The 13,992-nt window shown below is 72.1% G+C and carries 12 protein-coding genes; 4 read left to right on the top strand and 8 right to left on the bottom strand.

What is annotated here, in order from left to right; genetic code table 11:
* The 5 genes from ABD908_RS16305 to mca form a co-directional block, all read right to left on the bottom strand.
* A partial coding sequence (locus ABD908_RS16305; RefSeq protein ID WP_344997795.1) for a thioredoxin domain-containing protein occupies positions 1–1,896 on the bottom strand: 1,896 nt, incomplete at its 3' end.
* Between the two features lie 9 nt (positions 1,897–1,905).
* The gene (locus ABD908_RS16310; RefSeq protein ID WP_344997797.1) at positions 1,906–2,910 is read right to left on the bottom strand and encodes an acyl-CoA dehydrogenase family protein; all 1,005 of its coding nucleotides are present in this window, start codon (positions 2,908–2,910) and stop codon (positions 1,906–1,908) included.
* Between the two features lie 22 nt (positions 2,911–2,932).
* The gene (locus ABD908_RS16315; protein WP_344997799.1) at positions 2,933–4,900 is read right to left on the bottom strand and encodes a glycosyltransferase family 39 protein; all 1,968 of its coding nucleotides are present in this window, start codon (positions 4,898–4,900) and stop codon (positions 2,933–2,935) included.
* A gap of 758 nt (positions 4,901–5,658) precedes the next feature.
* Positions 5,659–5,976, bottom strand: a complete 318-nt coding sequence (locus ABD908_RS16320) for a hypothetical protein (RefSeq protein WP_344997856.1) — start codon at positions 5,974–5,976, stop codon at positions 5,659–5,661.
* 5 nt (positions 5,977–5,981) lie between these two features.
* Positions 5,982–6,860, bottom strand: coding sequence for a mycothiol conjugate amidase Mca (gene mca, locus ABD908_RS16325; RefSeq protein WP_344997801.1), 879 nt, complete (start codon positions 6,858–6,860; stop codon positions 5,982–5,984).
* A gap of 107 nt (positions 6,861–6,967) precedes the next feature.
* On the opposite strand from mca, the gene ABD908_RS16330 reads away from it, so the two are divergent.
* The 4 genes from ABD908_RS16330 (at position 6,968) to greA (ending at position 9,507) form a co-directional block, all read left to right on the top strand.
* Positions 6,968–7,393: a DUF4307 domain-containing protein gene (locus ABD908_RS16330; RefSeq protein WP_344997803.1), complete on the top strand. Its 426-nt coding sequence runs from the start codon at positions 6,968–6,970 to the stop codon at positions 7,391–7,393.
* A gap of 41 nt (positions 7,394–7,434) precedes the next feature.
* Positions 7,435–7,956, top strand: coding sequence for a hypothetical protein (locus tag ABD908_RS16335; protein ID WP_344997805.1), 522 nt, complete (start codon positions 7,435–7,437; stop codon positions 7,954–7,956).
* Positions 7,957–8,062: 106 nt separating this feature from the next.
* Positions 8,063–8,866 (top strand): queuosine precursor transporter, encoded by an 804-nt coding sequence (locus ABD908_RS16340; RefSeq protein ID WP_344997807.1) that lies wholly within the window; start codon positions 8,063–8,065, stop codon positions 8,864–8,866.
* A gap of 146 nt (positions 8,867–9,012) precedes the next feature.
* Positions 9,013–9,507, top strand: a complete 495-nt coding sequence (gene greA / locus ABD908_RS16345; RefSeq protein ID WP_344997809.1) for a transcription elongation factor GreA — start codon at positions 9,013–9,015, stop codon at positions 9,505–9,507.
* A gap of 105 nt (positions 9,508–9,612) precedes the next feature.
* On the opposite strand, the gene ABD908_RS16350 is transcribed toward greA, so the two are convergent.
* The 3 genes from ABD908_RS16350 to mftF form a co-directional block, all read right to left on the bottom strand.
* Positions 9,613–10,932, bottom strand: a complete 1,320-nt coding sequence (locus tag ABD908_RS16350; RefSeq protein WP_344997811.1) for a polysaccharide deacetylase family protein — start codon at positions 10,930–10,932, stop codon at positions 9,613–9,615.
* A 241-nt stretch (positions 10,933–11,173) separates the two neighbouring features.
* Positions 11,174–12,577 (bottom strand): GMC family oxidoreductase N-terminal domain-containing protein, encoded by a 1,404-nt coding sequence (locus tag ABD908_RS16355; RefSeq protein WP_344997813.1) that lies wholly within the window; start codon positions 12,575–12,577, stop codon positions 11,174–11,176.
* A complete protein-coding gene (mftF, locus tag ABD908_RS16360; RefSeq protein WP_344997815.1) occupies positions 12,574–13,992 on the bottom strand; it encodes a mycofactocin biosynthesis glycosyltransferase MftF in 1,419 nt (472 codons plus the stop codon). Before mftF ends, ABD908_RS16355 begins: the two co-directional genes overlap by 4 nt.

Raw genomic sequence — 13,992 nt, forward strand, 5'->3', positions numbered from 1 at the left:
CGAGTCCCGCGCGCCGGTGATGACGACGGTGCCGCCCGGTGCCAGCTCGCGGGCCTCGGCGACGAGGTCGTCGGCGCCCTCCCCCGTCGCCACGGCGACGATCAGCTGCCGCGCCGCCTGCTCCGCGACGGCGAGGTGATGCCCGGCGCCGCGCGGCACCTTGACGATCAGGACCGCATTGCGGGCGCGGGTGTCCGCCGCGACAGCGGCATAGTCGAATCGAGCCGCGAGCCCCGTGTAGTCGAATCGAGCCGCGGGCCCGCCGCTCTCGGGGTCGAGCAGGTGCTCGGCGTAGGTCACGGCCTCGGCGATCAGGCTCGCGCCCGACGGTGTCGCGCCGTCCGCCGGGTCGCGCGGGCGGGTGAGCAGGTGCTCGCCGTCGACGGGGGCGTCGTACCAGCCGCCGTCGGCCGCAGGGTCGGCGAACCGCGGCAGAGCCGCGTCGAGGATCTCCTGTGCCGCTGCGCACCAACGCTTCTCGCCGGTACGCTGGTACAGCGCCAGCAGGGCGGTGACGAACGCGGCGTAGTCCTCGAGCATGCCGGGCGCGTCGCCGACCACCCCGCCGAGCGAGCTGCGGCGCAGCACCTTTCCGTCCCAGTGCTTGTCCAGGACATATGTCGCCGCCCGGGCGGCATCCGCGACGCGACCCGCTTCCGCGAGCGCGGTGATCGCCAGCCCGTTCCAGACCGTGACCACCTTGTCGTCGCGCCGCGGCTGCGGTCGCTGCGCCCTCGCGGCGAGCAGGCGCGACCGCACGGATTCCAGCCGCGCGACGTCCGCGGGATCGACGGGAAGTTGCAGCGTCGACGCGCCGTGCTCGAAGGTTCCCACCGCGGTGACATCGAAAACCTTTGCTGCCCAGTCACCGTCGTCATCACCGAGGACAGCCCGCAGCTGCGCGGGCGTCCACACGTATGTCGCGCCCTCCACCCCATCGGTGTCGGCGTCGAGCGACGAGGCGAACGCTGCGCCGACACCCAGATCGCGGACCAGGAAGTCCGCGGTCTCGTCGGTGACCCGCCCGGCCAGCGGCGAGCCGGTGCGCCGCGCGAGGTGCGCGTAGAAGCGAAGCAGAAGGGCGTTGTCGTACAACATCTTCTCGAAGTGGGGAACCACCCACGCGGCGTCGACGGCGTACCGGGCGAAGCCGCCGGCGAGCTGGTCGTAGATGCCGCCGCGGGCCATCGCCTCGGCGGCCCGCACCGCCACTCCCAGCGCCGCGGTCTCTCCTGTCCGCTCGTGCTGCCGCAGCAGCGCCTCCAGCGCGGCGGACGGCGGGAACTTCGGCGCCCCACCGAATCCCGCGTGCACCGGGTCCTCGTCGGCGACCAGGGCCGCGACGGCGTCGGCGAGCTGCGCACCGGTGGGCTCGGCACCGTCGGGCAGCCCACCGGCGGCGGCCGCGAGGTGCGCGGTCACCTTGGCGCCCATCGCGTCCACCTCGCTGCGCCGCTCGCGCCAGGTCTCGGTGATGGCGGTGAGCAGTTGTCGCAGCGACGGCATGCCGCCGCGCGGTTCCCGGGGATAGTAGGTGCCGCAGTAGAACGGTTGCCCGGACGGGGTGAGGAAGCAGGTCATGGGCCAGCCGCCCTGACCGGTCATCGCGACGGTGGCGTTCATGTAGATCGCGTCGATGTCGGGGCGCTCCTCGCGATCCACCTTGACGCACACGAAATCCCGGTTCATCTGCTCGGCGGTGGCGGCGTCCTCGAACGACTCGTGCGCCATCACGTGGCACCAGTGGCACGCCGCGTAGCCCACCGAGAGCAGCACCGGCACGTCCCGTCGCTCGGCCTCCGCGAAGGCCTCCGGCGACCACTGCCGCCAGTGCACCGGGTTGTCCGCGTGCTGCCGCAGGTAGGGGCTGGTCGCGTCGCCGAGCAGGTTGGCCATGCAGCCAGCCTAGAGAGCTGCCCCGGTCGCCCGCGCCAGCACGGCCGAGCGGATCTGCGGCCGGGTGGCGCAGACGATGCAGAACAGGGCCTCACGGGTGAGCCGCTCGGCGTCGGATCCGGCCAGCACGGCGCGGCTCCCGGTGGCGGCGACAGTGGCCGCGGCCAGGCGCACCGCGAGGTCGGCGGCGTGGCCGCGCAGTCGGTACAGCCGGTCGAGGTCGCCCAGGGCGGCGTCGAGACCCGCGCGTACCCGATCGAGTTCCCTGCGGCCCGCCGCCGCCGCGGCGTGCGCCTCGGGGTCGTCGACGCCGGCCAGGACACGCACTGCCGCCCGGCAGGTGCCGAGTGAGAGCGCGCCATTCAGCCGGGAACCGGCCGCCTCGGTGGACGGGGGCCGGGCCGCGGGCCTGCGGCCGATCACCGCGTCGCCGCCGACCCGTACACCGTCCCACCGCAGCGCGACGGTGTCGCTCGCCCGCGCGGCGACGAGATCGAGTGGACGGGCGGCGATTCCGGCGACGCGGTGGGGCTCCGGCACGAGCAGCATCAGGTCCTCGCCGTGCTCGGCGTCGTGCGCCCATACGCCCAGCACATCGGTCAGCCCCCACCCGGTGACCATGGCGGCGGTGCCGGACAGGACGTAGCCACCACCGTCGGGCCGGACCCGGAGTGTGCGGCCGTGCGAGGCCAGGCCCGCATAGCTGACGGCCGCGCGGGTACGCCCCGCTGCCAGTTCGGCGACCAGCCGCCGCCGCCCGGCGGCCGTCGCCGCGATCAACACGCCGTGGTGCTGTGCCCATACGAATCCGGTTGCGCGGCAGCCCGATACGAGGGTCTCGGCGACATCGGCGGCGGACCCCGCCTGGTCGCTGCACGCGATGCCGTACAGCCCCGCGTCGGCCAGCGCCGCGAAGTGCCCGGCGGGGATCACGCCGGTGGCATCGACCGTCGCCGCCTGCGGGGCGAGGACGGTGTCGGTGATCTCGATCGCGGCGGCGAGGAGGGAGGTCATGACGCGAAGCGTAGCCACCGACTCAGCGGGTGAGCTTGTACACCGTCGAACCCCCGACGGTGGTGGCGGTGAAGTTCTTGTGTACCCAATCGGAGATGTCGCTCGAGCTGCGCGGCCCGAAGCCGCCGTCGATGAAGTACCCGACCCTCCCCTGGGCGACCAGTTTCTGGAACTGCGCCAGGGTGGGCGCGGGGTCGCCGCCGAATCCGCCGATCGCGATGACGGGGGTCCCCGAGTACAGCTGCAGCGGGCCCTGCACCATCGCGCCCTGGACCGCCGCCGACCACTCGGTGTGCGTCGACCGCAGCAGCGCGAGGACGGCCGGGTCGGTGTGGCCGAAGCCGAACGCCGGCCCGTGACCGCCCTCGGAACCGTGACCGCCCCCGGGTCCGTGGCCGCCGCCGAAGCCCCACTGGCCCTCGACACTGGTCACCACGACGGCCGGCAGGCCGCCCTGGTGGCCGGTGCCGACCGTATTGATGCCGATGGTCGCCAGCGCGACCCCGCCTCCGGCCAGGGCGAGCACCGCCACCGTCACCGCCCGCAGGCCGACGTACCGGCGGCCGATCACCAGCGCCGCGATGCCGACTACGCCGAGCACCGCGGTGGCCCAGCCGAGCGCGGGCCACGCGAACTGCGCCCGCCAGGCACGGATGACGCCCCACGCGGCGGACACGGCGACCAGCGCCACCAGCAGCCCGGTCCCCGCCCACGAGTCGCGGGAACGCCAGCCGATGACGGTGCCGATGCCCACCAACGCGCCGATCGCCGGGGCGAGCGCGACGGTGTAGTACGGGTGGACGATCCCGCTCATGCCTGCGAACACGACCGCGGTGACGACGAACCACGTACCGAACACGGTGAGGCCGATCGCGACGTCCCGGTCGAGGCGGCGCCGCGCGGCGAGGACGACGGCCGCGACGATCACCACCAGGGCCGCGGGCAGCAGCCAGGAGATCTCGTTGCCGAACTCGTTGCTCAGCAGCCGCTCGAATCCGGGGTCGCCACCGAAGGACGTCCCTGGCGCGCCGCCGCCGGGGAAGTGGAAACCGCCCCCACCGCCGTGATGGCCACCCGAGCCCGGCCCCTCGCCCCCGAAGATCCGCGCGAGCCCGTTGTAGCCGAGCGCCAGATCCATGAACGTGTTGTTCGACGAGCCGCCGAGATAGGGGCGAGCGTCCGCCGGCCACAGGATGGTGAGCAGCACGTACCAGCCGGACGAGACCACGAGCGCTACCACGCCGATCGCCAGGTCCCGAGCCTTGCTGAGCCATACCCGGGCGCCGGGAGCGAAGTGAGCGGGCCCGATCGGACGGGGCCGCGCGAACATCAGGTACGCCAGGCCGTAGCCGGGCAGCACGAGCAGTCCCTGCAGGGTCTTGGTGAGGAACGCGAACCCGAGCGCCACTCCGCACCACGCGATCCACTTCCACGACGACGCCTGGCACGCACGCACCACGCAGTAGGCGGCCACGAGCATCAGCAGGACCAGCAGCGCGTCGGGGTTGTTGAACCGGAAGATCAGGTCGGCGGCCGGCGTCAGCGCCAGCACGCCGCCCGCGAGCAGGCCGCCGATCGTCGCCGCCTGCTCGGAACCCGATCGCAGCAACACTCTGCGCACCGTCGCGTACAGGACCCCGACGGCGAGCACGCCCTCGATCGCCTGGGGCAGCAGCACCGACCACGACGAGAGCCCGAAGGCTCGCACCGACAGTGCCGACACCCAGGTCGCGGCGGGCGGCTTGTCCACGGTGATGATGTTGCCGGGATCGAGGGACGCGAAGAGCCACGCCTTCCAGTCGAGCCCACCCGCCTGCGAGGCGGCGGCGTAGAACTCGTTGCCGTAGCCGTTCCGCGACAGGTCCACGCAGAACAGCAACGCCGCGACCAGCAACAGCCCCGCGACCGCCCAGTGCCGCGGCTCTGGCCGGAGCCGCCCGGCGGGCTCCGGATGGTCTGCCTCGGGCGCCTGCGGCGCGGATGTCGTCACGTGCACCAGTTTCCCAGAATGCGCTGACAGGGCGGTTCTGCGCGTCTGGGAGGTGTGTGAGAGGGGCCCCATCGAGCACACGGGGCCGGCGATCACGTGGATCGCCGGCCCCGCGGCTTGGTCGATTCAGAGACGGTGGCGGCTCAGAACCAGTACCAGAGCCACCGTCGCGTACGCGGATCCCACCGCCGGCCGCGGCGGCGTGGGCGCGGACGAGGCCCCGGACGGGGAGCCGGACCAGGGCGCGGGCCCGGGCGAGCAGGAAGTGCCATCGTGAACTCCTTCGTTCAACGCCCCATTTATCAGGACGAGTCGGATTTCGACGATTCGTACGTTTCCAGCCGAAGCTGTGAGACGTACACGCAATTCCTGTCAAAACGCTGTGGGGCGACAGGAGGCGGGGTCCGGCGCTACCCGACCCCGAAGACGGGTGTAGGGCAGGCGAATCGCTTCGCCCGCCCTACGAACCCGAGTGATCCCGAGCTATCTCGAACTGATCAGAACCAGCCCCAGAACCAACGGCGGCCACGGGGATCCCACCGACGCTGCCAGCGACGCTGCGGGCGACCCCAGCCACCCGGACCGCCGGGGCGGGGACGCCAGTAAGTGGGGAGAGCCATGCGAACTCCTCATGTCATGCCCGGACGTCGCCCGAGCCACGCCGTATCTCAGCGCTGTAAATAGCATGCCACATAGACCTCGAGATGTGACCGATGGTGCACTGAGAGGCTGCTGTGAAAAATGAACCTTAAGTGATATTACGTGACAGGTGGGATCTTACCCCGTCCGGCACCATCACCGTCGGTCTTCTGCTCGATGGGCACGTCTGCGACGTCGGGCCGCGGGCTCTCGACATCGTCGGACCCCTTGGCATCCGGCTCGTCGAAGGACTCCGGCAGGCCGCGGACGTGCCGGTTCATCGAGCGGATCAGCAGGAAGGTCACGGCGCACAGGATCACGATCACCGCCAGCCCGATGGGCGAGGCCTTGCCGAACTCGGGCCCCTTCGGCGCGTTCGGGTCGGCGAGCAGGCGCGCGGCGTGCGCGACGAGTACGCCAGGAGCCCCGGCCGTCATCGCGATCACGAGTCCAGCCCCGGACCGAGCCCGCTGAACAGGTCCTTCTCGGGCATCTTCGTGGAGACCCGGGTCTTGACCAGCTCATACTCCTCGGTCGGCCACAATCGCTGCTGCCACTCCATCGGCACCGCGAAGAACGGGCCGTTGGGGTCGATCTGCGTCGCGTGCGCGCGCAGTGCGTCATCGCGCACGGGGAAGTACTCGGCGCACGACACCTGGGTCGTGACCCGCGCCATCACGTCCGTGCGGGCATCCTTCCAGCGGGTCAGCCACTCCCGGAAGGGGTTCTCGACGCCCTGCTTGTCGAACTCGTCCGCGAACGCCTGGAACCGCCCCTTGAGGAAGCCGTGGCTGTAGTACAGCTTCGAGATCGCCCACGGCGCCCCCGCATCGAGGTACCGGGCGGGGTCCGCGGCCGCGTCGTATGCCGCCATGGATACCTCGTGAGTACGGATGTGGTCGGGGTGTGGGTAACCACCGTTCTCGTCGTAGGTGATCATCACGTGCGGGCGGAACTCGCGGATCAGCCGAACCAGGGCCTCCGTCGACTCCTCGAGCGGGACCAGCGCGAAGCAGCCCTCGGGCAGCGGCGGCTTGGGGTCGCCCTCGGGCAACCCCGAGTCGACGTAGCCCAGCCAGCGGTGCTGGACGCCGAGCACGGCCGCGGCCTTGGCCATCTCCTCGCGCCGGACCTCGGAGAGCCTGTCCTTGATCCCGGGCACGTCCATCGCGGGGTTGAGGACGTCGCCGCGCTCACCGCCGGTGAACGTGGCGACCATGACGTCGTTGCCCTCGGCTGCATAGCGCGCCATCGTGGCGGCACCCTTGCTCGACTCGTCGTCGGGGTGGGCGTGCACGGCGAGGAGACGATAACCGGTCATGCGCTCCAGTGTCCACGATCGGCCGCGTACCGCGCCCGGCAGGGTTCCGTGCGCGGGCGACGACGGTGCCCGCACGCACCTCGCCGGCGATACGGCAGCATGGAGGCATGTCGCAGGCGAGCACTGTCCCGGCGGGGCGCTACCCCGACCAGCACGATCCGCGCTGGACGCGCCGCATCCTGATGGCCGGCAGCGTGGTGGTCGTGATCCTGGGCCTGGTGATCGCGTATGTCGGCTACCGCAAGTTCGCGGCGCAACCGGTCTCCGGCGCCACGGCCGGGTACGAGCTGATCGACCCGTCCACAGCGGCGGTGGACGTGACCGTGACCCGCCAGAACCCGGCGCAGGCGGTGAGCTGCATCGTCTACGTCAAGGACCGGGACGGCACCGAGATCGGCCGCCGCGAGTTCTACGTCCCGCCTGCGCACGACGCCGTCGTGACCGTGACCGCACGCGTGCACACGAACGGAGCGCCGGCAGTGGGTCAGGTGTTCGGTTGCGGGACCGCGGTTCCGGCGTATCTTGATCGATAGCGAGGAGCCCGCTCGCGCAGGAGGATCAGGAGGAAGCCGCCATGACCTCAGCGCCGGGCGTGCCGAATCCGCACGAGACATCCTTGCCGGCAGCCGATTCCACCGGCCTTCCGGCGGCGATCACCGACTTCCTCGAGACCGTGCCGGAGGATCGGCGCACGGTGATCCGTGCCCTGTACGACGTCATCACCGCGCGACTCGGTCGGCGCTGCGAGGCCGTGGTCGAGTACGGCATGATCTCCTGGATCGTGCCTGCCAGCGCCTTCAGCAAGGGCCATAGCGGCGATCCGCGCACCCCGCTCCCCTTCCTCTCCCTGGCATCGCAGCGCGGTGGCATCTCCATCTACCACCTCGGGCTCTACGGCGACGAGCAGATCTCCTCGTGGTTCCGCGAGCGTTACGCGCGGCTCCTCCCCGACCGGTGCGACGGTGTCGTCGGCCGGATCGGCACCCGCTGCCTGCGGTTCAGCGACCCGCGGCAGATCCCCATCGCACTGATCGGTGAGCTCGCCGCCAAGGTCGGGCCCGCCGAACTGGTCGGCTGCCGCTCCACTCCGGCCTGACCGCGCCGTCGGCTACTGCGTGGCGCGTCGGCCGCCCAGCGGCCCGGGCGGCCTACCGCCCCGCCCGACCGAGCGCCCCAGCTCACGTGCGGCTAACCTGCCGCGCATGACCGACACCGAAACCAACAAGTCTGGACGGCCGGCCTCGCTCCGCGCGACGCCGGCGTACGCGACACTGTCCAGCCCCTACCTCATGATCATGGTCGGCCTGTTCGCCGGCGTGATGATCATCTCCAACATCACCACCACCAAGGCGGTGGTGTTCGCCCCGTCACTACATCTCGACATCCTCGGGCTGCACATCGACGGCATCGCCACCGACGGCGCCTTCTACCTCTTCCCGCTCGCCTACGTGCTGGGTGACGTGATCTCCGAGGTGTACGGATTCCGCGCGATGCGACGTGTGATCCTGGCCGGCTTCGCGATCCTCGCCCTGGCCGCCCTGTGCTTCTGGATCACCAGCAAGCTCCCCGCGTCCCCCGACTGGCACAACGAGGCGGCGTTCGACGCCATCGCCGGCGTCGTTCCGCGGTTCCTGTTGGCCGGGCTGTCGGGCTACGTGTGCGGCGAGCTGATGAACTCGTTCGTCCTGGTCAAGATGAAGGCATGGACCGGCGAGAAGATGCTGTGGTCGCGGCTGCTCGGCTCCACGGTGGTAGGCGAGTTCTTCGACACCCTGGTCTTCTGTTCCATCGCCGCGCCCGCCCTCGGCTTCACGTCCCCGGGCCAGTTCCTCAACTACACGATCCTCGGCTTCCTCTGGAAGACGCTGGTCGAGATCGCGATCATGCCGATCAGCTACCTCGTGTGCTGGTACGTCAAGGCCCGCGAACCCAGCTACCAGGACGCGCTCGCGCGTGCGACGCGGGTCACAGCCGCCGAGGGCGCATCGGGTCCGTCGGTGCTATGATCGTCGGATGCACGGTTCCGCCGCGGAGCCGTGTATTGCTGCATTTACGGGTGATGCCGCAGGTCAGCGGACTCTCTGAGGCCCGTCCGGCGACACATCACCGCACGACGAGACCGTGCCCGATACCTACGAAATGGAGTGACGAGATGACCGACACTCAGGTGACCTGGCTGACTCCCGAGTCACACGAGCGCCTCCAGACCGAGCTCACGGCGCTGATCGCCAACCGGCCCGTCATCGCTGCCGAGATCAACGAGCGCCGCGAGGAGGGTGACCTCAAGGAGAACGGCGGGTACCACGCGGCCCGCGAGGAGCAGGGCCAGCAGGAGGCGCGCATCCGCCAGCTGCAGGAGTTGCTGAACAACGCGAAGGTGGGCGAGGCGCCGTCGCAGTCGGGCGTCGCACTGCCCGGCTCGGTGGTCAAGGTCTACTACGACGGCGACGAGTCGGACCACGAGACCTTCCTGATCGGAACCCGCGAGGAGGGGGCCCAGGACGGCAAGCTCGAGGTCTACTCACCCAACTCGCCGCTGGGCCACGCCCTGATCGAGGCGAAGGTCGGCGAGACCCGCGAGTACACCATCCCGAGCGGCGCAACCATCAAGGTGACGCTGGTCAGCGCGGAGCCGTACCACTCCTGACCCGGTCGGCACATCGCCGGCGAGACCGCAGAACGCGGGGCGTGTCCTGATCGGGACACGCCCCGCGTTCGTCGTCTCGGCGATCCAGCGACGCGACCCGAGCAGCTACCGGCGTGACCCGAGCAGCTGGCTCGCGGTGACGAAGACATACCCCTTCTTCGCGAGCACCGTCAGCGCCTGGTCCAGCCCCGTCGCCGACGCCGCGAACGTGTCGTGCAGCATCACGATCTGGCCCGGCTTGGCCCGCTCGATCGCGGCCGCGACGGCCGACGGGTCCGACTGGTCGCTGTAGTCCTGCGTGTCGAGGTCCCACAGCACCTCGGTGAGGCCCTGACGCTTGCCCGCCGCCACCACGTCGCTGCTCGTGTGGCCGCCCATCGGGCGGAACAGCGTGGGCTCGATCCCCGTGGCCGACCGCACGGCGTCGTCGGTCTCCCTGAGTTCGGTGGCCTGGTCGGCGGCGGACAGCGTGGTCATGTCGGGCTGCGAGAACGTGCCGTTGCCGATCTCGTTGCCCGAACCCGCGATCGCGGCGACGACGTCGGCGTTCTGCGTCACCTGTGCACCGGTCACGAAGAAGGTGGCATGCGCGCCGTGCGCCTGCAACACCTGCAGGAACTGCCGCGTCTCTGGGCCCGGTCCGCCCGAGAACGTCAGCGCGATGCACTTGCTCACTGCGCAGTCCGCGCCGGCGCTCGACGTGTATATCGGCACCGTCGTAGCCGGATCACTCGCGACCTGCGGCGCGTCGGGGTCGCCGGGTGAGGTCGCGCCGGGATCACCGGGTGAGGTCACGCCGGGATCGCCGGGCACCTGCACGCCGGGGTCACCGGGCACCTGCGCGCCCGGGTCGCCGGGTGACTGCACGCCGGGGTCGCCGGGCGACGGCGGCTCGGTCACCGTGGTCGTGGACGTGGCGGTGGACTGCGCCTCCGGGACGTCGGTGTCGGGCGGGGTCGTGTCGGGCGGGGTCGTGTCGGGAGGTGTCGTGTCGGGCGGGGTGATGGTCGGGCGCGCCGGGGTCCTCTGCACCGGGTCGATGCGCGCGGGAGCGGTGCGCGCCGGTTCCGTGTGCGTGGGCGCGACGTGGACGGGCAGCGGCGCAGGCGGTGATGTGACCGTTATCCGTGGCGCGGGGGCCTGGACCGTCTTGGTGATGATCTTGGTGGCCGGGATCGGCTTCGGCGGCGGCGGGGGCGCGTCGCTCGTGCGACCCTGCGGGTGCGCCCCTGGGTTCGCTCCGACGCCGGGTGCGGCGGACGCCCCCGACGGTGGCGGCGCCTCCCCCGGACTCGTGGCGCCGGGGACCGCGTCGTATCGCAACCCCTGCCCGTAGCCCGCCGGGTTTCCCGAGGTCAGCGTGCAGGCCGCGGCGATCGCGGCGGCAGTCACCACTGCGGTGCCACCGTACGCGAAATTGCGCACCTTCCTGCTCTGGTTAGGCCTCAACGTCCACTCCAGCCACTTGTGCCACTCCATACAACAAGCAACACACTAATCGCAGGAGCGACGCGCGCGAAAGTTGAGCCGAAGCTTGGAGACCGTTTCGTTACCATTCAGACCCCCGTGCCCAGGTTTCCGCTCGTTGTCGCACGGCGTGTCGCGCGCGTTTCGGCTGCGCCGTATGAGACGGCGCCGCCCTGCGCCGGCCGTGCAACGGCGGATTTCAGGCCCGGAGCGGCCCTGAATCGGTCGTGGCGATCAGCACGAACCGCTCGGCGAGCGCGATCACCGTCGCGTGCGGGCCCCGCGAGGGGACCACGGGGACGGCGGATCCGTCGGCCACATAGAGCCCGTCTACGCCCCGGACTCGCAGCCCCGCGTCCACGACGGCGCCACGATCACCGTCGACACCCATCCGGGCGGTGCCGCACAGGTGCAGTGGCGCCGAGCGATCCGGGGGGCCCGGCAGCGTCGGGACCAGCTCGCGCGCGAGGGCCACGCCGGCGGCGAGCGCGGCATCGTCGGCCGCGGACGGCGTGCGCCGCACGAACGCGGGTTCGGCCGGGTCGACGGCGACGGACACGGCCACGGGCGCCCGCGACCCCATGGCGGAGACGCCGATGCGCAGCAACGGGTCGACGACCCCGGGGATCACCACTCCGAACGGCGCCGTGTACGGCCGCAGCTCGACCGCCCCCGCGGGCAGATGCGCCTCGACGGCGACCTCGAGCAGCGGCCGGTCGGTCGCCGCGCCGGCAGCCGTGGGGAGGCGCTCGGCGTCCAGTGCGACGGTGACCTCCGGGTGGTCGGTGCCGCCGCGGCCGACCCCGGGCAGGTCGACGACCACCGAGATGCCGGCCCGGCGCAGATCGGGGGCGGGGCCGATCCCCGAGCGGTGCAACACCCGCGGCGTGCCGACCGCGCCCGCGCTGAGCACGATCCGCCCCGCCGACACCGTCGCCCCATCGGTTAGTTCGACGCCGACGGCGCGCAGGCCGTCGCCGCGCCCGGCGAGCAGCACGCGGCGGACGGCACGGCCCGTCAGGACCCGCAGGTTCGACCTGGGCGCGAGGTAGCGCTCGGCGACGTCGATCCGGCGCCCGCCGAGGACGTTAACCGCCACCGCGCCGACCACGCCCGCCCCCTCGGGCTCCGGATCGTCGAGGTCGAGACGGAACCGATATCCCTGTTCCACAGCAGCTTCCACGACGGCCCGGCTCGCCGGATGCCACACCGTCGGGGGCCGAACCGTGCGCGGCAGACGGATCCGGTCGTAACAGCCCGACATGGTGGCCGCGTCCCAGCCCGGCGGCCAGGACGCGAAGTCCGGCGGCCGAGCACGCAGCAGGTACGCCCCGTTCACGGCGCTGCCGCCGCCCACCCGGCCGCCCCGCGCGGCGGCGATCCACGTGCCCGGAGCGACCTCGTCGCGGTAGCGCAGCAGCCCGTCCGCGCCCGGCCCGACCGGAAGCACCCCCACCGGACCGGGTGACAGCGCCGGGGGACCCGCCTCGATGAGCAACACCCGCACGGCCGGGTTCTCCGCGAGCCGGCCGGCCACCACCGACCCGGCGGATCCGGCGCCCACCACGATCACGTCGAACGGTCCGGCCGCCGGGTCGGTCACCAGGTGATCCGTGGCCGCAGGGCGGCTGCGCTGCGCGCGGTCACCGCACCGCGCCACAGCCCGGCACCGTAGGCGATGTCGTCCGCACGCAGGAGCACGATGTGGGTCAGCGGGTCGGGGCCCTTCCCTCCTCGACCCGAGCCCGCGGGGCGGCGCCGCTCCCACCAGTCGAGGGCACCGTCGGCCACCGCTGCGCCGGCTGCGGCACGCCGCACCCGGCGCGACAAGCACCCGGCCGCAAGGGTTATCGGCCAGTAGTGCCGCCACATCGCCGACGCCGCCTGACGACACCCGCCCAGGAATCCGCGCGCGACGATCGCCGCGACCAACGGGCCGCGGCCGGGTACGCCGTCGAGGGTCCCGGCCACTCTCACGGCCGCGTACGCCTGCGACGCGACGGCCGTGGCGAGCCCGACGCGGGTCCCGGTCGCGAGTCCCACCACCCCGGCGAGGGTAGCGCCGGACATCGCGACCGGCGGCACCAGCCCCGGATGCCGGATCGCCAGCGGCGCCGCACTGGTTCCGTAGAACGCCTTGCGCCGCAACCAGTCCCACACTCTCACCCGATGATCGTGGGCCACCTCGGACGCCGGCTCGTAGCGCAGGCACCAGCCCGCGTCCGCCAGCCGCCAGCACAGGTCCACATCCTCGCCCACGTGCATATCCGGCGCGAACCCGCCACACTCGTCGAAGGCGCTGCGCCGCAACATCATCGCCGCGCTCGGCACATAGGCGACGGGGGTGCCGGCACGGACCGCGGCGGCGCGGCGGCCGAGGTCGAGGGACGAGCGCACCGACTCGTACCGCGCGACGGGGCCCCACGCCCCGGCGCGGGCGCCCCCACCCGGATCGAGCGCGACGATGCGCGGCGCGGCGAGGGCCACGGCCGGGTCGTCGAAGTGCGGCAGCAGCGCGTCGAGCCACCCGGGCTGCGGCACCACATCGGAGTCCAGCACGGCCACGAGCTCCGTGTCCGCAGCGGCGATCCCCAGATTGCGGGCCGCGGCGGGACCGCGCGAGATCTCGGTGCGCAGCACGCGGGCACCGGCGGGCCGGATCGGTTGTGCGGAACCGTCGTCCACCACCACGACGGGCAGCCCGGGCAGCGCGCGCAGCAGGCGATCGACCCCGGACGCGTTGTCCCGCACCGGTACCACGACGGTGACGCCCTGCCCCCGCGAGCCGGGGTCCGGGGCCGGCTGCGCGATCCCGGCGTCCAGCAGGTGGCGTACGACGGCGGCGCCGCGGTCGTCGCCGACGGTGACCGTGCCATCGCCACGGATGATCTCGGCGGCGGCGGGCGCCAGCCGCAGCAACCGCAGGGGCGCGCCGCCGAGCAACACCCGACCGCCGGCTGCGCGGCGCACAGCCGGGTCGAGTCGGGCGCGGAACCCGTCCGGCAGTCGGGCCGTCAT

This window comes from Tsukamurella soli, assembly GCF_039541155.1.
Classification (GTDB): domain Bacteria; phylum Actinomycetota; class Actinomycetes; order Mycobacteriales; family Mycobacteriaceae; genus Tsukamurella; species Tsukamurella soli.